Source organism: Alkalihalobacillus pseudalcaliphilus, from assembly GCF_028610675.1.
Taxonomy (GTDB): Bacteria; Bacillota; Bacilli; order Bacillales; family Bacillaceae_D; genus Alkalihalobacillus; species Alkalihalobacillus pseudalcaliphilus.
Genome location: NZ_JAQQWS010000002.1, coordinates 132,715 through 153,378 on the forward strand (window position 1 = coordinate 132,715; position 20,664 = coordinate 153,378).

Below are 20,664 nucleotides of genomic sequence, written 5' to 3' on the forward strand. Positions count from 1 at the left end.
CAGCGCCCGCCTACGGAAAGCGTGCCCCCATTCTCGCAGCGAGCATCGAAGACGCGCATATCGAATTTAGTTACACTTTCATACAAAACATCGAGGAAGTTCAATTGCACTAATTACCGTCAGTTAAAAGAAAAAGCCATCTTCTCTTAGACAGCTTTCCAAAAATCGTTCTCTTATATAATTTGTTTGTAGAATTTAATATAAAAAGTCGTCCCCGCGTTCGGTTTACTGCTTACCTCAATATCTCCTCGCTGACTCGTAATAATTGAATAAGCCATAGCTAGTCCGATCCCGACACTACCTTCCGATGCATTTCTACCTTTAAAAAAACGTTTAAAAATATGAGGTACATCCTCAGCGGCAATACCTACTCCGTCATCAGAAAGCTGAATTTCGGTATAGAGTGGATTATCCTGATAAGTAATCGTCATATTACCTTGAATAGGCGTATACTCTACGGCATTTTTTATTAAGTTAATCAATGCCTCCTTCGTCCAGTTCTTGTCAAGATTAATCGTTAAGTCTCTGTCACCTTTTTCCTCCAACTCAATTTCCTTGATTTCAATCGGGATCAGTACTGGTTCAAGTGCTTCTTGAAGCAATTGATGAATGTTTACCTTTTCTTTCTTAAATTGAATGGTGCCCGCATCGACCTTTGAAAGCTTTAATAACGATGAGACAAGCCAATCCATGCGTTCAAGCTGGGTGGCAATATGCTGGGTAAAATCTGATCTTTTGCCTTGTTCTAACTTAGGGTTATTTAACAGATCCGACATCACCATCATCGACGTTAAGGGGGTTTTTAACTGATGGGATATATCAGAAATGGCGTTAGTCAGCTTTTGTTTCTCTTCCTCCAAGCCTGTACTATACTGCGAAAGCTGCAAGGTAACTTTATAAATATCACTTTTTAAAATACTAAGCTCGCCTTCTTCGTTGTCACGTACATCTAATGAAAATTGCCCTGAACTAATTTGCCGTAAGTATCCTGAAAGCTCCTGAATCTGACGGTAACGCCAAATAGTGAATCGCCAATAACTCCCTATATAACCAAGAGCTAAACCAACCACGATAATATTTGTATACGCAGGGAAAAGGGTTATAAGAGCAAGTCCTATCGGGAGCAAAATGATTTGAATCAAAAATAATAGCCTGAACTCGCGGTTACGAAACATGCTCTGCCTCCAGCCTATAACCTAAGCCTCTTACGGTTTCGATTAATGTTGGCTTTTGAGGATCGTCTTCTAACTTCTCTCGCAACCTTTTAATATAAACCGTAACTGTATTATCATTAACAAAATCACCCGCTACATCCCAAATTTGTTCTAACAACTGGGCTCTCGATAAAATTTGACCACGATGATTCACAAATATCATTAATAAACGATATTCTAAAGCAGTGACATGTACTTCTTCTTCCCCTTTATACACCTTTGCCTCATTTAATAAGATTTTGACGTTTCCGAATTCTACAGTTGAGGTGGGTAGTCCATTATGATTTGTATTTTTTTGATATCTCCTGAGTACGGTCTTTATTCTTGAGAGTAACTCGCGAATTCGAAATGGCTTGGTTATATAGTCATCAGCTCCCATATCTAAGCCCATGACAACACTGACCTCCTCGTCCATGACGGTTAGAAAAATCACGGGGACATCTGCTTTTGCTTTCATATATTCGCATAACTCATATCCTGTTCCATCTGGCAGGTTGAGATCAAAAATGCAAAGTGAAAGTGATTCTGCCTTTTGGTCAATCAGTTGTTTCGCTGCTTGTACATCATGTCTAGCAAAGGTTTCGTACCCTTCTTGTTGCAAGGAATATTCCAGCCCTAAGGAAATCGTTTTATCATCTTCTACCACTAAAATATTCATGTCGTAAGCCTCCTTTTAAATAAAAGTTGGTGCGAACATGGAGCGTTAATTGTCGCTATTGAAAATGATGCTCCACTGGGTTATTACTAATGTTCAAAAAACATCTAAAATGAAAAAGAACAAAGCCAAATTGAATCAAACACCACTTTCATTCTTGTTGGTGGAGAAGTGAATCCGCTTCGCAATGTCGGTTTTGTATGAAAGTTACTTAGGGGCGATCGGTTGTGCCTTGGCGTTAGCTGGTTCTTTATTCCCTTCGCACCTTTTCGTGCACTTACTCCAAGATTTGGCTTCAGCATCTACACATTAATTGCCTCTTTGTGCAGTTACTCCGTGGTTTCGCGTCTGTATCTGCACAAACCTTTATGAATTGTTAAGTTCGCGTTAACTGACTTTCATCTTTGTTGGTGGTGGAGCGTTTTGGCTCCACCGTGCGGGTTTTGTATAGAAGTTAGAACTATAGTCAAATTTGGCGGATGAAACATCTACACTACTGCTATTCGAATGTTATCATTCTAGTTAGTTTCTTCATGATTCTTTTATAGCATTTTTTTCTTTTTTTGCATAATGAAGATGAAAAAAGACAGCTCGGGAGCCATCTTTTATTTAGGACGAAACGGTTGATTGATCAAGGAATAGTTTTTGTCGATACACACTAAGCATCATCCCTATTACTGACGCATAGTATATCCGTTCAAAGCCACCATAACTAATCATTGGAAAGTTTACAGCTGAATAGGGCATAAGCCCAAAAATCATCAGTGTATTATACAAAAAAGGCGACGCGAGTAATACAATGCCCCCAGCAAGTAATAGCTTTGCTTGTTGATGATTCATTTGCATAAGCATTTTCGCTAATCGAATTAAAATGGCTACAAATACGAGCAAAATCAACCCTGCCAGCACCCAACCCCCATAATAAATAATCAGAGCTAATGCCGTGACTGTATGCATGTCGTCCATATAATTACTCCAGATAACCTCAGATTGACCGAACCAGGAAGAGGCTTGAACCATATCCTGTAGCAGAATATAAATATAGCTATCCGCATTATTAATCGTTTGATTAATCCATCCGACAATACGTGCGACGCGATGTTCCATTGTAATCATAAACCATAGGGCTGTTAATCCAATAAAGATGCTATTCATATATAAAAATTGATATTTAAGCTTCTTAACAATCGGTGAAAAAATGACTAACACAACAACTAAAAAGAGTAATAATAGCGATAAAAAAGGGCTTAAGTAATCGGCCATCACCATAACCGGTAACCACATTAAGATAAAAATTGGAATCATCTGCTTAAAGGTAGTAATCTTCATATGGGTCATATATCCGATCAGCCCAATGAATATAAGAATAATGAACCATTGATGCGGAATCTTCACGCCAAAAAACTGGAATTTCGCTAAGACATGCATATGGTAGATATATGATGAATGGAGGGTAATCCCGACTAAAAAAAGCCATATATACAAAAATGCGGCCCCAATAAACCATTTCCAGTAGAAAAGAATTTTACGAAAATCAATATACATAAAACCAAACAAAAATAACATTGAAAGTAGAACAGATATGAACTGCGCCTCAAAGCGCATCGCTTGAATCTCTACAAGGAAATAAGGGGCAAAGCTTAACACAAAGATACCCATGACTAAAAAGAGCATCCACCAATCCACTAAAGGCCGATATAATTTATTCATTCCTTTTCCTAGTTGGACCGGGTCTCCCATTGTGAGGACCGCTTTTTGTTCCGATTCTTCTTCCGTTAATCCTGAACGCATATTCGCTTGTTTGCTTTGCCTTAAATGAGAATGTAATTCCTTTTTTACAAGCCTCTGACCTTCTTTTGACCGAATCTGAGCTGTCACTTTGTCAAGATAACGATTGAAAAAGTGATTCATGTCCAGCTCTCCTTACCGTCTAACGCTTCCTCCCTTACCTTTTCTAATTCTTTTAAGTATTTTTTGCCTTTTTTGCTTGTTACGTAGTACTTATCCTCTCCATCCCAGCTCCCTATGATGAATTCATCCTGTTCTAGTTGATGGAGAATTTTATAAAGCGTACCTTCATCATTTTCGAAAGCTTTCTCTCCTATTTGATCAAGCTTTGTCATGACTTCAAAACCTGTTAATCGATAGCGATTCAATAAAGCCAATAATTCTTTTTTAACTTGCTCTGTATTTATTTGTCTACGATGAACGTGGGCAAGCACTTGTTTTTGGAGTCTTTGTGAAAAAGTCAATTCCTCAAAGCCAGCATCATGCATTGATTTTTTTAAGTTTTTTAATGGATCACTCATGAGAAATCCTCCTTTTGATAACTGAGCTTCATTTTCTTTCTTGCCTGATAAAGCCTCGTTTTCACAGTAGCTTCTTTTAGTTGAAGCAGCTCTGCCACTTCCTTAACAGAACATTCCTGGTAATAAAAAAGGTAAATCACTTCTCGATATTTTAATGGCAATAAAAATACCTTCTCTATAATAGCTTCGGTCTCTGATTGCTGAATTGTTAGCTGTTCTGGTGTTCGACCATCATGCCGCTGAAGGAAAAAGGGTTCTTCCTCTGTATGCACTTTGCGAAAATGCCAACTCTTTAAATAATCTTTGCTTTGATTAATGGCGATTCGATAAAGCCACGTTCTAAGTGTTGATCGTTGTTGAAATTGATCAATCCGTTGGTACACTTTGATAAAAACGTCCTGTGTTAGGTCTTCGGCTACTTCACGGTTTTTTACATAGGAATATATGAGTCTTAGAATTTCATCGCCATGATTTTGCATGGCATCTATTAAAATTGCCTCGTTATCAGCTACGGTTGTTGCTTGAACTTGTTCATACGTATAGGACATGTCTCGCCCCCCTTTTTTCATTAGACGCCCCTCCTTTATGTTTGGTTTTATTATAAATGAAAGTTAGTATTCAGATGAGGCACTCTACTAACCGCTACCGAAAATCATGCTCCGAGACAATCACGTGGCGCTGAGCTAATCGGCGCAGCCAGCGGATCTATACGGTGTTTACTAGTCAACACCTCACCTCTGCAGTTATGTATAAACCTCTTTATCAATCACATTTCCATAACTTCTCTACTTTACTGTTGTGTATAACCGTGCATTTACTACTACCTTATTCATCTTCTACTACATCAATAATCTGAGTATGAATGTCGAGGAAATAAGCTTCTAAATATTCACTTATCTTATCATGTAACTGTTCATATTGGTTATCTGCCATGGTGATCGCTTGATAAAACACTTCTTCTTTTTCTTCTGTATACGTTTTTTCTAGCTGAACAAAAAGGCTCCATATCTTAGGACCCATTTCCAGCTCAAGCTTAGCATATTCTAATGCACCGATTTTATATAAAACTTGTGCCAGCTCATTAAAGTAATGTACGCTGCCAACTTCCTCAATCTCTTCCTGCTTCCAATTCAGAAAGCCCTCATGCCCCCCACTTTCCACTTCATTATAGAAATCAACGACCGTTTTCGCTTCTCGAAACAAAAGGCCACTATGATCAGCATCCCCTTCTGCTAGCACTTCTAACATTACATTCCATACCTGATCATTAGTAGCTAACTGACTTCTTTTTCTTATCTGTTTCAATTGAAATCCCTCCATCCTCAGCAAAAAACCACCTCAATAGGTGGCTTCTATGATTCTTTATTTAAAAGTAGCTGTTTTTCCTTCATTTGTAAATACAAACCTTATCCATCAAGCTGTTCGTTCGGTCTTACCCATTTAGAAACAAGCCCATGTTTAGGTGACAGAATAAAACTAATGACGAAGACGATACCTGTCGCAAAAGCCATCGATCCTGAGATAGACGTATCAATCCATAGAGCAATATAGTACCCAATAATTGCCGATACAACTCCAAAACTTCCACTTAAAACTAACATGATAGACAATTTATCTGTCCAAAGGTATGCAGCCGCTGCAGGGGTAATGAGCATCGCGACAACCATAATAGCACCCACTGCATCAAAGGAAGCAACCGTTGTAATCGATACAAGCCCCATGAACAAATAATGCATAAATAGAACCGGAATTCCTAGACTCGCTGCAAGTGCAGGGTCAAAAGAGGTCAGCTTCCACTCTTTATAAAAAGCAATAATAAAGATGAGTACAATGATTAATACGATAAAAAGCATGGCCGTTGCGGTTGGAACTTCGCCAACAATCGGATAATCACTCGTATCAAAAGGAATAAACGTAATCTCACCCATTAACGCATGTTTAACATCTAGGTGAGCATTACCGACCGATGTCGAGATTAAGATAACTCCAATCGCAAACAACGTCGTAAAAACAATCCCCATCGAAGCATGCAGTTCAATATCAAGTGAATGCAACCACTGTATAAGGAATGCCGTCACTAATCCTGCAATCACAGCTCCAACAAGCATATGTGGCCCACTCAATTGATTCGTTATTAGAAAGGCGACAACGATTCCTAATAAGACCGTATGACTAATTGCATCTGCCATCATTGCCATCCGACGTAAAATCAAAAATACACCGATAAGACCACAGGAAAGTCCAACTAAGGCAGCCGTTAATAGAATCCATGCTGTATAATCCATGTCACCAAAACGCCCCTCTCCTTAAATTGAATTCCCTACACGCTTTTGCTGTGCTTTGAATTGAATAAATTTTATTAATAAGCCTTTTTCTTTTCCAAAAATGAGCGATATCACAAAAAAGCTAGCTGCAACAATCACGATAAATGGCCCCGTTGGTAAACCTCTGCCGATTGCACTAATGGCTGTACCAACAACACCAGAAACCCCCCCAATACTTGCTGATATGACAAGCATCCATTTAAAAGATTGCGTCCAATAACGGGCACTAACAGATGGAATAATTAATAATGCAGCAATTAATATAACCCCAACTGCTTGAATTCCAATCACTATCGTTGTCACTAACAACCCCGTATAAAGCATATTCATGCCCTTCAAAGAAAGTCCTAATCCTTGTGCAAATGCCGCATCAAATAAATAAATTTTCCACTCTTTAAACATAAAAGCAATCATAATAATGATAAACAATGCCAATCCTAACATCGTATAAACATCCGAACGAACCATCACAGCAGCCTGACCGAATATAAAACTATCTAAGCCACTTTGGTTCCCGCTAGGCATCCGATTAACAATCGTTAATAACATGATACCTAATCCGAAAAACACGGATAAAATCATACCCATCGCCGTATCCTCTTTAACCCTCGTTGAGGATTGAATCCATTGAATAAATAAAGCTCCTAACAAAGCACTTGCAGCAGCACCTAAGATGAGAATAAAAAGATTTTTTTCTCCTAATATAATAAAGGCGATTACTACACCTGGTAATGCAGCATGGGCTAACGCATCACTCATTAAACTTTGTTTTTTCCAATAGGAGAGTGTGCCGACACAGCCCGCTGCAACGCCTAACATCAATGTGCTAACTAATACCCACTGTGTATTACTACTTAGCAGAATGGACCACATGCTGATTCGCTCCCATCCATTGCATATTCCCACCATACGTTTTCTCAATCAATTCTGGCGTGAATATTTCATGCGTCAATCCGTGTTTGATTACTGTACGGTTAAGAAATAATACGTGGTCAAAATAATTAGGAACCGTTTGTAAATCATGATGAACGACGAGAACCGTTTTTCCCTTAGACTTTAATTCCTTTAAAGTCGTCATAATAGCTCTTTCTGTCGCTGCATCAACGCCTGCAAGTGGTTCATCCATAAAATAAAGGTCCGCTTCTTGCACAAGGGCTCTAGCTAAAAAGACACGCTGCTGCTGACCGCCTGATAACTGGCTAATTTGACGCTTAGCGTAATCCGCCATACCCATCTTTTCTAACGCAGCGTACGCTTTTTCCTTGTCTTTTTTTGTTGGCCATTTAAACCAACCAACTTTACCGTAAAGACCCATGGTTACCACATCGAGGGCATCTGTTGGGAAATCCCAATCCACAGAGCCTCTTTGTGGAACATATCCAATTTTTTTCTTTGCTTTTTTAAAGGGTTCACCAAAAAAATGAACGTCTCCCTTTAACTTTGGGTGCAACTCAAGCATCGTTTTAATTAAGGTAGACTTACCGGCACCATTTGGACCAACAATACCGGTAAGCGTTCCTGGTTGCACAAGAAAATCAACGTCATGTAAAACCGTATTTTTTTGATAAGAAGCAGCCAAATTTTTGACTTGAATGACCGCATGTTCCATGTTACTCCGCTCCTTCTACTAACGCCTCATAAATGGTTGTAACATTATGACGATACATACCTAAATACGTTCCTTCTTCTGAGTTAGCTTCACCCATGGCATCAGAGAATAACTCACCGCCAATTTCTACCTCAACGCCATCACTTGCTGCTCCTTCAATCACAGAGTTAATCGCATCTGGTGACACACTGGATTCCACAAAAATGGCCGGAACTTCATATTCAGTAATTAAATTGATTGTATCTCGAATATCAGACATACCGACTTCACCATCTGTACTCAGTCCTTGTAAGCCAATCACTTCTAAATTAAATTTCGCCCCGAAGTATCCGAATGCATCATGAGCTGTAACGAGATAACGTTGATTTTCTGGAATCTCGCTTAGCATCCGTTCAGCATCCTCTTGCAACGTATCCAGCTCTTCAAAATAGGCCTCTTTATTACCTTCTAACTCATCTGCAATTTCTGGAGCGTATTCTTTAAGCTCTTCGACCGCAGCCTCTAAAGCTTGTTTCCATAAATCAATATCAAACCAAATGTGCGGGTCAACGACTCCTGTTTCTTCTTCTAAAAGGTCTGATTCAGCAATGGCATCACCAACAGCTAACACTGGCTTAGATTGACCTATTTGATCAAATATCTTAACCATATTAATTTCTAAATCAAGTCCATTATAGAATATTAAATCTGCTCCGTCTAACGTGCTAATATCACTTTGTGAAGCATTATATAAGTGTGGGTCAACAGACGGACCCATTAAACTCTTCACTTCAATGTGCTCTCCCCCAATGATAGATAGTGGCTCAGCAATTTGGGCGATCGTCGTAACGACTTGAATTTTTCCATCTTCACCTTTGCTACTGCCAACCTCACCTTGATTACAAGCCGCCATCATAGCTAAACAAATAACACCTAAAAATAATAACCATATATCTCTCTTCTTCATAAAAATCTCCTCCGTTTCTTCTTAGTATGTACGATTTTTTCATCTTCTATATTTCTGTTTATTGTTTCATAAAACTTACTTTATTCACCTTAGATAAAATTTGTTCGTCCAACTAAAAAAGTTTCCCTAAGGCAAATATTAAACGGATGAAGATGTAATGTCAATAAAAACTTCTTCCAAAATAGAAATAGAGATCGTTTTTTATTTCTATGCAATGTACATAAAGGTGGTTCTATTCTCTCTATATAAAAAGAAGCTGCTTGAAGGAATATTCATACCTTCAAACAGCCTCTATTTTTAGACTTTTACTCTTACATGCTTTGTCATTATTCTCACTAACCAAGCTAAAATGACAGTAATAATAATCGTAATTAGCAAAGCTACAGGTGTATTTTGTTGCTCAAAAATGACGGTATTAAAAAGCGGAAGTTGGATTTCTTCTCCCCACAGTCCTCCATGAACCATCACAACACCAAAAGCAAGGATAATGAATATAATCCCTATCCATGTATTAAATTTATAAAAACCAGCGACAATAAACCAGCCTAGAAAGTAAAACAGGAGAAGTTCTAATGGCAACTGTATAAAGTAGACGATGGATAACGTACTAAGCTCTGAAAAGAACAGGGCATCCACAACCGAAATGAGTGCAACTAAAACACTTAAACTTATACTTAATGCCACGGCAGAGACAACGACTCCCCCATAATAATCTTTTCTCGTTATACCATTAGATATATAATACTTGAGGAAACCACCCATTGAAAGAATTCCCGAAATGAGAAAGAACACATTCGCGGAATTCCTAATCCCTTCAACAAAAGTCCATTCAATTTCCCTAAGACCCCACTCAATGTTAATAATGAGGGGAACAAAATAGGCACCTGCATAGAGGAAGACATAGAATACTAAGTACCACATTAACCAAACCCCGATTTTTCTCATATAAATGTCAAAACTTACTTGAAGTGCTTTGGATTTCATTCTTCATCTTCCTCCTTTGTCAAATGAATGAATAACTCTTGCAAAGAGACTGGACCAACTTCAATATTTTTGGTTTTGGCAAGCTCTCTTTCTTCATTTGATAATTCACCAAATATCATCGCTCTTTTCGTCTGCCCTAACACTTGTTCTTTTAATATCTCTTTCCCTTTTATAAAATCATCAACAAGCTGCTTTTCTCCCGTTAATGACGTACCTTTACTTCTTAATGAATCAACTTCTTCATGCACCAGCAATTCTCCGCGATCAATGATTAACACTTCTTCAAACATTGATTCCATTTCTGAGATTAAGTGTGTAGATAATATAATCGTTCTTGGATACTCCATATAATCCTGCAGAACTTCTTCATAGAATATTTCTCTTGCCGGTGCATCCATACCAAGATAAGCTTCATCAAATATTGTAATAGGTGCACGACTGGCTAAGCCTGAAACGACATGTAAGGCAGATTGCTTACCTCGTGATAACTCAGATACCGTTTGATTCATAGGGATTTTAAATCTTTTCATGAGCTTCTCTGCATAGCCTTTATCAAAGTTAGGTCTAAAAAGTGATTGCCCCCTTAACCAACGCTTTACTTTTTGTTCAGCTTGCACATCATCAAATTTCTCGTCACGAATAAAGACGACACTCTCTACATATTTCCGATTTTCAAAAATCGCCTCGCCATTGGCTGTAATTTCTCCATCATTTAATCGATGAAACGTGGCTAATAAAGATAATAATGTCGTCTTGCCGGCACCGTTTCTTCCTAACAAACCATAAATCTTATTACCATCTAATTGGAATGAGATATCTTTCAACACTTTCTTATTCTTAAATTGTAGTGAAACGTTTCGACCATTAATTTGATACATTTCCATTTCCCCCCTCCATTGTGTCAATCATATTTTTGACCTCCTCTGCGGATATACCTAATCTTTGTGCTTCTTCTAACATCCGTCCGACAAACTCATCTTTAAATGATTGCTTTCTATTTTCACGCAGTTTCTGATAAGCTCCTTCAGCTACAAACATACCCACACCTCTTTTTTTATACAAAATATTCGCATCAACAAGCTGATTAAATCCTTTTAAGACAGTAGCTGGATTAATCTTATAATGGGCGACTAATTGGTTGGTTGATGGTACTTGTTCGCCTTCTTTCAATTCTCCATTCACAATATCATCTTCAATCATTTCTTTTATTTGTAAAAATATAGGACGATGGTCATCAAATGTAATTCGCACTCGCTCCCTCCTCTCTCTTCAAACATAGTATGCACACACAGCTCAATTGGTTAGTTACTTATGTAGTTAACTATATACCCAACTATTATATAATGTCAAATAAAAAAAGCAAAACCTTTAAATTAATCAGGTTTTACTTTTTTATTTGTTATTATTTTTGATAAAATATAAGGGTATTGAAATTAGGATCACCTATAGTTACTTCTTTTCCAGTCGGTCCATTTTCCATGCCAGGTCTTGCAAAGCGATAATTTTTATTTAAGTTTCCATACCAATCCTCTAAGTTCTCTAATCCGATTCTTATTCTTGCACCTGGTGCACAGTCCCCATAGTGCTCTGATACATGTATGACATTATCGCCTAAAGATACTTGTAAATACAAAGGGAAATTCTCTTCGTGTTGATGCTGCCAATCCACGTTCATACCCACAAAGTTACAATAGAAGTCTTTGGTTGCTTCTACATCAAACATTCTCAAAACTGGAATAACACTCATTTTTGACTCCTCATCTAACTGATTTTTAAATATTGTAACATAAACATCTGAAAAAAATGAAAGTTGACTAAAGGCGATATGCTCCTGCAGGATATAGTGGCAGACTGTGATCCAGCAGCGTAGCCTCTTAGCTCAGCACCAACCCGCAGGACGCAGAGCGAGCATTTCGGTAGCGGCAAGTAACGCTCCGCACATGAGCATCAGCATCAACTTTCATAAAAATATATGAATGAAAAGCCAACAAAAAAGAACAAAACCAAATTTTCTACGAACGCTACAATCCAATATAACGGGTTTACATGGGTTGATAATAAGTGGTAATTAAATTTTAAGAACCGATAAATTCACGGTCCTTTTTTTTCTGAATAACATGATATATTTTAATTAATATTGGGAGGTGTTGTATAAGTAGATGATATTTTGACTCAGATTGACCCTTTTTTAATGCAATTGGTCATTATTCCTGTTATAACAATTGGTTTTGGGGTTTTAGTGGCTTTTCTTTTTAAGAAAGTTTATCTTGCACCGCTGGTTACTTTATTAATAAATGCTCTGATTGAAATGTCCTTAGGATTCATTTATTATGGGCATTTCTCATTATCTTCTTTAAGTGCTTGGAACTTCTTATTTCCAGTAATTTCTTTAGCGATTGCTTTGCCTCTAAATAATAGGGTTTAAAAATATCAAGGTGAAAAGCGATTGAAAGATTTACTGACTACTCGTTCGGACGGTTCGCCAATGTGTCATCCAAAATAAATCCCTCTGAGCTTTTTCTAACGTGTTACCATGCTCGTTCTTCATTAAAAGACGCGAATAAGAAGCCTCAAATGGAACGGGGTAGAAGACAAAAAAACCGTTTGGTACTGTACTATTTTGACTTTTGATTTAACTAAAGCCGATGACATCTACTTATGCCACCGGCTTTATATGATAGACGGGGTTAATCGTCCTCCAACAACCATTATTTGTCCTTTTCTTGATTTTTCTCCTGGTCCTTTAAGATGTCCTCTGGCAGCTTTTGTTGCTGATAAGAAGATTCTTCAGATGGATCGGGCTGAGGTTCAACAATTTCGGACCATTTTTCGTCTGCTACTTTGTCATGCGACTTCCATTTTTTATTTCTCTTTTCTTTTTTCTCCAATTTTTTACGTAACTTATCCTTCTTATCATGGTCTTTTCGCCACTTCTTCCATTCACGTAGTTCTTTTCTCTCCGCGGCTTCTTCTCGCAATCGCTCTTGAGCCAATGATTTAAACAGGGCTATAACCATTAAGACCATAATAATTGAGAATGGAAAAGCCACTAGAATCATCGTATTCTGAATCCCTTGCAATCCGCCACTATATAGTAGGACAGCTGCCGTAGCTGACATTAAGATACCCCATACTAACTTAATTCTCTTACCAGGGTTTAACGACCCAGCTGTTGATTGACTAGCTAAAACAAATGTTGCTGAATCTGCCGATGTAATAAAGAAAACAGCTATTACAAAAATCGTCAAATACGACATAATCGTACCAAAAGGCATCGTCGCTAGAACACCAAATAACACTTCTTCATCCGGTAAATTAGATACAATATTACCAGCACTTTCAACTGAAATCGCTGTTCCACCAATAAATGAGAACCATACAAAGCCCATTATTGAAGGCACTAATAAGACGGCGACAACAAACTCTCTCAACGTTCTTCCTCTAGATACCCTAGCAATAAATGTTCCTACAAATGGAGACCATGCCATCCACCACGCCCAATAGAAAATGGTCCACGCATTAATCCAGTCACGCTTATCGTCGCTCATCGGAGCAATATTAAAGCTTAATTGTGGTAAATTCTGAATGTAACTACCAATCGTATTAGTCAACATATTAAACGAAAACATCGTTGCTCCAAAAATCATAAAAAATAAGAATACAACACCCACTAAGCTCATATTGACTGTACTTAAAATTTTGATCCCTTTATCAATACCTGTCATTGAAGATATAATAAAAATGACTGTAACAATGACGATAATAGCTAACTGTAAGGCAAAGCTATTCGGTAATCCTGTTAAAAGCGAAATTCCTCCATTCATTTGTAAAGCACCAAAACCTAAAGTTGTGGCTATACCAGACAATGTAGCAACAATCGCCACGACATCTATTGTTTTCCCTAACTTACCATCCATATTCCATAAAGGTGATAATGTAGCACTTATGAGTCCTGACTTATCTTTTCTAAAGTTAAAATAGGCTAAACAAATCGCAATAATGGCATATATCGCCCAGCCATGTAAACCCCAATGAAAAAACGTATATAATAAAGCATCCATAGCCGCCTGTTCCGAGCCTTCAGGAGCATTTGGAGCACTAACAGCGAAGTGAGCTATCGGCTCTGCCGCCCCAAAGAATAATAAACCAACACCTAAGCCAGCACTAAATAAGAAAGCAATCCAGACAGGGAATGAATATTCAGGACGGTCTTCATCCTTCCCTAAACGTATTTTTCCATAAGGCGTCACAACAAACATTATACATACAATTAAAAAAATCGTTACGACAATTAGATAATACCAGCCAAATGTATCAGAAATAAATCCCTGTGCCGTTGAGGTGACTGACTCTAAAAAGTCCGGTCTAATAATACCAGTTAATATTAAAATACTTAAAATTCCTAATGTCCAATAAAATACAGGTCCAACCTTATTCATATCTTCCTCAATACTAGTTGGTTCTTGATCATGTTTGTCCATAGAATATACTCCTTTTTCATTTGCTATAGTTTTTACTTAAAATAAATAATTCATGAAAAAAATTAGGGAATTGGAAGGAGAGGTTCTAAATTAATCGTGCTTTCGAGGTATTCTAAATTACTTTCAATTATTTCTTTATGTATTCAAACTGCAAATCTCTCTACTCATCAATCATCTTACACAGTTGTAAAATCACCCCAGAAACAAAGCATCAATTATAACATAACATCTAAAGATATATAACCTTTCTCAATCAAAAATAAACATTTTCACTCATATTTTGGTTAGTCCTTTCAAAGAACCAGATTATAGATATAACATAACCCTTATAACTATTAGGTAACAGTTTGTGTCCAGTAAAGCACCAATTAACGAGCTAGATCGCTTAATGTCTTTTTATATTTTCAACATTTCCCATTATTCCATCATCCAAATTCTTTAATAGAAAATTATACTAAGATAAAAATCCGGATTCCTTCATATAAGCTTTATTACTCATATCTTTATATTTACTGCCTTACACATAATTATATTAAAATGTCAATCATGAAAGCGTTGTCAAAGAGTGTCGAAAAGTAATTTTAACTAAAATGTCACATTTTTATTGATTATTGTTTTCTGATTTATTAGAATTTAATTATAATTTTAATGAAGGTGGTGTTTTAGTGGATAATTTAGCAAAAGCTTCGCAAAAACGGAAGACGTATAATTATGAGAAAATTACGAAGCGTGAAGATTTCAAAGGGTTAATGAATGCGAAAAAAAGATTTCTTGTTCCCACTGTTATTTTCTTCTTAGTATTCTATTTTAGCTTACCAATCTTAACATCATTTACAACGATTTTAGAAACACCTGCTATCGGTTCTATTACTTGGACTTGGGTGTATGCGTTCGCACAATTCATTATGACGTGGACTTTATGTATGATGTATGTGCGTAAAGCAACAAAGTTTGATGAGATGGCAGATGACATAATTGAAAATCATGATAAATAAGGAGACTCAGATACTATGGACTTAGAAAATATGAGTATGATTGGTCTAACCCTTTTTGTTGCAATCGTTGCTGGTACTCTCGTCATTACATACTACGCAGCAAAACGAACGAATACGGCAAGTGAATTTTATACAGCTGGTGGTGGGTTAACTGGTTGGCAAAACGGCTTAGCTATCGCTGGGGATTATTTATCAGCCGCCTCGTTTCTAGGTATCGCTGGAGCCATTGCCTTGTTTGGCTTTGACGGATTCTTCTTTTCAATTGGATATTTAGTCGCTTATCTTGTTGTTCTTTACATCGTTGCCGAACCATTAAGGAACTTAGGTAAATACACGATTGCCGATATGATTACAGCTCGTTTTAATCAAAAGAAAGTTCGTGGTGTTGCTGCACTAAGTACGATTACGATTGTTATTTTTTATATGATTGCACAGCTTGTTGGTGCAGGAGCTCTAATCCAATTATTATTAGGTATTGATTATTGGGTAGCTGTACTTTTAGTAGGGGTTATGATGACCATTTACGTCCTTTTCGGTGGCATGACCGCAACTAGTTGGGTACAAATTATCAAAGCAGTTCTACTGATGCTTGGTACTGTGGTTATTTCCTTTCTTGTTTTATTGCAATTTAACTTCAATATTTTAACTATGTTCGATGAAATGAAAACGGTTTCATCAGCGGGTGAAGGATTCCTTAATGCCGGTGTTCGTTATACAAATGGCATTGATACGATTTCAATGATGGCCGCTCTTGTTCTTGGTACGGCAGGTCTTCCACATATTCTCATGCGTTTCTTTACTGTTCGAGATGCAAAAACAGCTCGTAGCTCTGTTGTTGTTGCAACTTGGGTTGTTGGTATCTTTTATGTTTTAACGATTTTCTTAGGATTCGGAGCTGCCGCTTTTGTTGGTTCTGAAACGATTATCGCAGCGAACCCTGCAGGTAATATGGCCGCACCGTTACTTGCCGATGCACTTGGTGGCGACTTATTAATGTCCTTTGTAGCTGCCGTAGCCTTCGCTACCATTTTGGCAGTTGTTGCTGGTCTAGTATTATCTGGAGCCTCTGCTTTTGCCCATGATGTATACGGTCAAATTATCAAAAAAGGGCAAGCAAGTGAAAAACAACAAATGCTTGCTGCTCGTTACGCTTCTATCGCAGTATCTGGTTTGTCTATTGTTATAGCTCTTTTTGCTCAAAATATGAATGTGGCTTTCCTTGTATCGCTTGCATTCTGTGTGGCGGCAAGTGCAAACTTACCCGTCATTATTTACACGATTTATTGGAAAGACTTTAATACAGCTGGTGCTGTAACTGGGATGTTAGCTGGTTTACTTACGGCTTTAGTCTTAGTAATTTTAAGTCCAAACGTCATTGCTCCTGACGGTTCAGCGATGTTTGTTGGTGAAGCTATCTTCCCATTAACAAACCCTGCTATTATATCTATTCCTGCAGGTTTCCTTGGTGCTTACATTGGTGCTCGTATTTCAAATAAACGTGAGCCGAAGAAATATGCAGAAGTTTTAGTAAGAGCTAACACAGGTGTAAAATAAGTAAATAATTAGCGGAAACTATAAGACTGCCCAGTTTTATTGGGCGGTCTTTTGTATGAAAGTTACATGGGTGGTGCACATTTCTCGAGATAAGTTAACCTTTCGGTGCAGCCAGCCGCTCTCAAGCTTTCGCCACTACGTCCCACATTAGTCTCCACATGACTCGCCCTGGGGACTTCTCATTCTCAAGTACTAATAACATCCATTTTTAACAACAAAACAAAGTGAATGAAGAGCTACCAAGTTCATAACAATATTCAACTTTCTTGTTTGTTCTAGCTGTGATCCCTTTGTTTTCTTTACTTCTTTTAGTATAGTTAAACGTATCTTGAAGAAATTAAGGTGGGAATTGTTATGAATGATTTACCTAATTGTCCTAAATGCCATTCTGAATATACATATGAAGATGGCGTTATGTATGTATGCCCTGAGTGTGGAAATGAATGGTCACAGGAGGAAGAATCTGATGATGTAGCCGAAAAAATCATCAAAGATAGTAACGGAAATCTCCTTCAAGATGGAGATACTGTCTCCGTCATCAAGGATCTAAAAGTCAAAGGTACTTCTTCAGTTGTTAAAATTGGCACGAAGGTTAAAAATATTCGTCTCGTTGACGGCGACCATGATATCGACTGCAAAATTGATGGTTTTGGTGCAATGAAATTAAAATCCCAATTTGTAAAAAAGGTATAGGTATTGAAAAACGGAAGAATAGAAACGACCTCTACTCTTCCGTTCTTTTCAATAACATACATAAACAAAATCTGGTTCACCTTTTGGTTGTTCGATTGCATAGACTTCCACATGTTTAAAGTGCCCTTTTAATTTGTCGACAAAATGAGAGGACTTTGTTGCACTCCAAAAACTTAAATAACCACCCTTTGCTATGATTCGTTTCAGGGCCAAAATTCCTTTAGTTGAGTACAACCCATCATTCATTTCCACTACCGTCCAATCAGGTCCATTATCGATATCGAGACAAACCCCATCGTATTTTTCATCCGTCTTAATTATATGTTCAATTAGATCGGCATGAATGATATTCGTGCGCGGGTCTTGTAGAGCCGCTTTATTCATCTTCTTTAAATATCGTTCGTTCCAATCAATAATCGCTTTTTCAATTTCTAATACATCAACACGTATTACTTGGTCACTTTTTAAAGCTTCCTCTAATGAAAACCCAACCCCTAAACCACCAATAAGTAACTTCGACGGCTTCATTAATTTTTCTGTAATGGCTTGTACTAAAACTCGCTCAGATTCACCGTTATAGGTCGCCATTAAAAATGTACCATTATAAATAATTTCAAAGTGTTCATCTCTTTGTTGCAGTTGCAATTCACCACGCGAACTTGTACATCTCTCAATCACTTTTGGTGGCTGATACATGTGTAATTCCCCCTTTTCGAATGTGCAAGATTAACAATGATTCAGAACAAGTCATCTCAATTGGAACACCTGATCAATCTTGTTATTTCATCTTTTGTTAATTGAACTTCTACAGCTTTCAAATGATCAACAACTTGTTCAACCTGCTTTGCCCCTGGTATAACGACATCAATGGGTTCCTGCTTTAAAAATACCAAGCCAAAAAAACATGAGCTACTTCGACACCCTTTTCTTCAGCAATGTGACGGACCGGATAAATATTATGGCCTCAGACGGCATTGGTCCTTATACCGATTCGATTTACATATAACTCAGATGTGCCGATTCTAACTTTTGCAGCCATGTCCTTCTCTTCCTACATAAAAGATACATTGATCATACCAAAATTTCAGAATCATTTGAAATTATATGACTGGTATATTGATTCATGATATGTTAGGGCTATAGACCTCTTACAAAGCCCTCGATTATTCAGCAGCCTTTTATTAGCATGCAAATAGCCCAATGCCACGGATGACATTGAGCTTACTTTGCCTAGTAGAATAGATAGCTGATAAGAGGTGGTACAAAGGCTAAAAAAATCAACGTGATAATGACAACTCTTCCATGGTATTTTTTAAGCGAAGCTACTAATAATAGGAGTGCAGATAGTAATAAGAGCGTCGAAAACACTGGCAGAACCCATGGGGACGATGTTAATAAAAAGGAAGATACGAGCCTTTCTCCAATCGCCTCTCCTGTAGTAGGCATATTTAAGATGACAACAACGATAATTAAACTAAGTGATAATATAAAGGAACGAAACCTCACAAACATTGACAGTCCCTCCTTTTCTAATGACAAACACCCATCAAAAATACTTATTATTCATCATATGTCCCCTAACATCGTTCGTGAATTGGTCAATAATTTGATAATTTTCTTTATTTTCAAGTTATATATTGACTTTTTCACTAAATATGCTATTCTTTTCATGAGAAAAGGATCGGATGGACACAGTAACTGACGACAAAGTGGAAATAACCACAAGGGAGCTGCGTTCTCATACTATAGTCGGGTCGTCTGGGCAGGGGTAAGAATGAGCTACATGTTGTTAGCTATTTTTCTTATCTCTTTTTTTATTCCAAAGGAGGAATTGACTGTGGAAAAGCAACTATTAGACGGGCATGTCGTTTCAAAGGAAATTCGTGATGACTTAAAGAATCGCGTATTCAAATTAAAGGAACAAGGCATTACACCTTGCTTGGCAACAATATTAGTTGGGGATAACTCTTCATCTGAGACATACGTAAAGATGAAAGGTAATGCTTGTGAAAAAATTGGAATGAAATCAATTCGTATACACCTCCCTGAACAAACGACAACAGAAGAGCTTTTGGAACAAATTCAACGTTTAAATGATGATACAAATGTACACGGCATATTATTACAGCATCCTGTACCTGAACATATTGACGAAAGGTTAGCTTTCGAGACCATTTCTCTAGAAAAAGATGTAGATGGCGTAACGAGTGCTGGATACGGGCAAACCGCATTAGGTTTTGGGAAATTTCCTTCTTGTACACCTGCCGCTATCATGGAAATGATTCACCACTATCAAATCAAAGTATCAGGGAAATTTGCGGTCGTTGTTGGAAGAAGTCCGATATTAGGAAAGCCTGTTTCAGCAATGCTGTTGAACGAGGATGCAACGGTGACTACTTGCCATTCGTACACAGAAAATTTACCTAGTATTTTAAAGCAAGCAGATATCGTTATTGCGGCCGTGGGCAAACCAAACTTCATTAAGGGAGAATGGTTAAAAGAAGGCGTTATTGTCCTTGATGCCGGATATAACAAAGGTAATGTAGGAGATGTAGATTTTGATTCATGCTACCAAAAAGCAAGTGCAATTACACCTGTTCCTGGTGGCGTTGGTCCTGTTACGATTACGATGTTGCTTAAACAAACCGTGATTGCTGCTGAGGAAAAACTAAATACTATGAATCAAATTGCCTAATTATAAAAGCCGTTGTCATGTTTAAATGTCAACGGCTTGTTTTTTGTATGAAAGTGTACTTAGTGGCGATAGGTTGTGCCTTGAAGTTAGTTGGTCATCCATCTTGCTATAGACGACCTTAACAGGATAATGCTCCCTTTTTAATCGTGCGGACTCCTAATGGTGATGGAGTTGTAAACGGGCCAACTGTTTAATTAGTCGCCAC

General features: G+C 37.6%; 22 protein-coding genes and 1 riboswitch. Of the genes, 5 read left to right on the top strand and 17 right to left on the bottom strand.

Annotated elements, in window-relative coordinates; all coding sequences use genetic code 11:
* Positions 1–173: 173 nt before the first annotated feature.
* The 14 genes from PQ479_RS07310 to PQ479_RS07375 form a co-directional block, all read right to left on the bottom strand.
* Complete coding sequence (locus PQ479_RS07310; protein ID WP_047986850.1) at positions 174–1,175, bottom strand: sensor histidine kinase; 1,002 nt, start codon at positions 1,173–1,175, stop codon at positions 174–176.
* Positions 1,165–1,872 carry a response regulator transcription factor gene (locus tag PQ479_RS07315; RefSeq protein ID WP_047986849.1) on the bottom strand — a complete coding sequence of 236 codons (708 nt, stop codon included), beginning with the start codon at positions 1,870–1,872 and terminating at the stop codon, positions 1,165–1,167. Before PQ479_RS07315 ends, PQ479_RS07310 begins: the two co-directional genes overlap by 11 nt.
* Before the next feature lie 606 nt (positions 1,873–2,478).
* Positions 2,479–3,780 (bottom strand): permease prefix domain 1-containing protein, encoded by a 1,302-nt coding sequence (locus tag PQ479_RS07320; protein ID WP_047986848.1) that lies wholly within the window; start codon positions 3,778–3,780, stop codon positions 2,479–2,481.
* Complete coding sequence (locus PQ479_RS07325) at positions 3,777–4,178, bottom strand: PadR family transcriptional regulator (protein ID WP_047986847.1); 402 nt, start codon at positions 4,176–4,178, stop codon at positions 3,777–3,779. Before PQ479_RS07325 ends, PQ479_RS07320 begins: the two co-directional genes overlap by 4 nt.
* Positions 4,175–4,747: a sigma-70 family RNA polymerase sigma factor gene (locus PQ479_RS07330; RefSeq protein ID WP_273716886.1), complete on the bottom strand. Its 573-nt coding sequence runs from the start codon at positions 4,745–4,747 to the stop codon at positions 4,175–4,177. Before PQ479_RS07330 ends, PQ479_RS07325 begins: the two co-directional genes overlap by 4 nt.
* 256 nt (positions 4,748–5,003) lie before the next feature.
* A complete protein-coding gene (locus PQ479_RS07335) occupies positions 5,004–5,483 on the bottom strand; it encodes a hypothetical protein (RefSeq protein WP_273716887.1) in 480 nt (159 codons plus the stop codon).
* A gap of 101 nt (positions 5,484–5,584) precedes the next feature.
* Positions 5,585–6,463 (bottom strand): metal ABC transporter permease, encoded by an 879-nt coding sequence (locus PQ479_RS07340; RefSeq protein ID WP_047986845.1) that lies wholly within the window; start codon positions 6,461–6,463, stop codon positions 5,585–5,587.
* Positions 6,464–6,484: 21 nt separating this feature from the next.
* On the bottom strand, positions 6,485–7,375 hold the full coding sequence (locus PQ479_RS07345) for a metal ABC transporter permease (RefSeq protein WP_047986844.1): 891 nt from the start codon (positions 7,373–7,375) through the stop codon (positions 6,485–6,487).
* A complete protein-coding gene (locus PQ479_RS07350) occupies positions 7,353–8,111 on the bottom strand; it encodes a metal ABC transporter ATP-binding protein (protein ID WP_047986843.1) in 759 nt (252 codons plus the stop codon). The genes PQ479_RS07345 and PQ479_RS07350 overlap by 23 nt, the downstream gene beginning before the upstream one ends.
* 1 nt (position 8,112) lies before the next feature.
* On the bottom strand, positions 8,113–9,057 hold the full coding sequence (locus tag PQ479_RS07355) for a metal ABC transporter solute-binding protein, Zn/Mn family (RefSeq protein WP_047986842.1): 945 nt from the start codon (positions 9,055–9,057) through the stop codon (positions 8,113–8,115).
* Between the two features lie 297 nt (positions 9,058–9,354).
* On the bottom strand, positions 9,355–10,041 hold the full coding sequence (locus tag PQ479_RS07360) for a hypothetical protein (RefSeq protein ID WP_047986841.1): 687 nt from the start codon (positions 10,039–10,041) through the stop codon (positions 9,355–9,357).
* The gene (locus PQ479_RS07365) at positions 10,038–10,925 is read right to left on the bottom strand and encodes an ATP-binding cassette domain-containing protein (protein ID WP_083991127.1); all 888 of its coding nucleotides are present in this window, start codon (positions 10,923–10,925) and stop codon (positions 10,038–10,040) included. Before PQ479_RS07365 ends, PQ479_RS07360 begins: the two co-directional genes overlap by 4 nt.
* Positions 10,906–11,292 (bottom strand): GntR family transcriptional regulator, encoded by a 387-nt coding sequence (locus PQ479_RS07370; RefSeq protein WP_273716889.1) that lies wholly within the window; start codon positions 11,290–11,292, stop codon positions 10,906–10,908. Before PQ479_RS07370 ends, PQ479_RS07365 begins: the two co-directional genes overlap by 20 nt.
* Positions 11,293–11,443: 151 nt before the next feature.
* A complete protein-coding gene (locus PQ479_RS07375) occupies positions 11,444–11,788 on the bottom strand; it encodes a glyoxalase superfamily protein (protein ID WP_047986840.1) in 345 nt (114 codons plus the stop codon).
* 420 nt (positions 11,789–12,208) lie between these two features.
* Here PQ479_RS07375 and PQ479_RS07380 point away from each other — a divergent pair, with 420 nt between their 5' ends.
* Entirely contained in the window at positions 12,209–12,466 is a 258-nt protein-coding gene (locus PQ479_RS07380) for a hypothetical protein (RefSeq protein WP_273716891.1), read from the top strand.
* Positions 12,467–12,749: 283 nt separating this feature from the next.
* Here the strand turns inward: PQ479_RS07380 and PQ479_RS07385 are convergent, their stop codons facing one another.
* Complete coding sequence (locus PQ479_RS07385) at positions 12,750–14,480, bottom strand: BCCT family transporter (RefSeq protein WP_420535542.1); 1,731 nt, start codon at positions 14,478–14,480, stop codon at positions 12,750–12,752.
* A gap of 707 nt (positions 14,481–15,187) precedes the next feature.
* Here PQ479_RS07385 and PQ479_RS07390 point away from each other — a divergent pair.
* The 3 genes from PQ479_RS07390 (at position 15,188) to PQ479_RS07400 (ending at position 17,764) form a co-directional block, all read left to right on the top strand.
* Positions 15,188–15,517, top strand: a complete 330-nt coding sequence (locus PQ479_RS07390; RefSeq protein WP_083991125.1) for a DUF485 domain-containing protein — start codon at positions 15,188–15,190, stop codon at positions 15,515–15,517.
* A 30-nt stretch (positions 15,518–15,547) separates the two neighbouring features.
* Positions 15,548–17,071, top strand: a complete 1,524-nt coding sequence (locus tag PQ479_RS07395; RefSeq protein WP_047987049.1) for a solute symporter family protein — start codon at positions 15,548–15,550, stop codon at positions 17,069–17,071.
* 354 nt (positions 17,072–17,425) lie between these two features.
* Entirely contained in the window at positions 17,426–17,764 is a 339-nt protein-coding gene (locus PQ479_RS07400) for a zinc ribbon domain-containing protein YjdM (RefSeq protein WP_047986839.1), read from the top strand.
* Positions 17,765–17,812: 48 nt separating this feature from the next.
* Here the strand turns inward: PQ479_RS07400 and PQ479_RS07405 are convergent, their stop codons facing one another.
* Both PQ479_RS07405 and PQ479_RS07410 read right to left on the bottom strand, forming a co-directional pair.
* A complete protein-coding gene (locus PQ479_RS07405) occupies positions 17,813–18,460 on the bottom strand; it encodes a spermidine synthase (RefSeq protein ID WP_047986838.1) in 648 nt (215 codons plus the stop codon).
* A gap of 534 nt (positions 18,461–18,994) precedes the next feature.
* On the bottom strand, positions 18,995–19,276 hold the full coding sequence (locus PQ479_RS07410; RefSeq protein ID WP_273716893.1) for a hypothetical protein: 282 nt from the start codon (positions 19,274–19,276) through the stop codon (positions 18,995–18,997).
* 172 nt (positions 19,277–19,448) lie between these two features.
* Positions 19,449–19,535: riboswitch (ZMP/ZTP riboswitch) on the top strand.
* A 66-nt stretch (positions 19,536–19,601) separates the two neighbouring features.
* Between PQ479_RS07410 and PQ479_RS07415 the strand changes: the two genes are divergently transcribed.
* Entirely contained in the window at positions 19,602–20,459 is an 858-nt protein-coding gene (locus tag PQ479_RS07415) for a bifunctional 5,10-methylenetetrahydrofolate dehydrogenase/5,10-methenyltetrahydrofolate cyclohydrolase (RefSeq protein WP_047986836.1), read from the top strand.
* Positions 20,460–20,664: the final 205 nt, after the last annotated feature.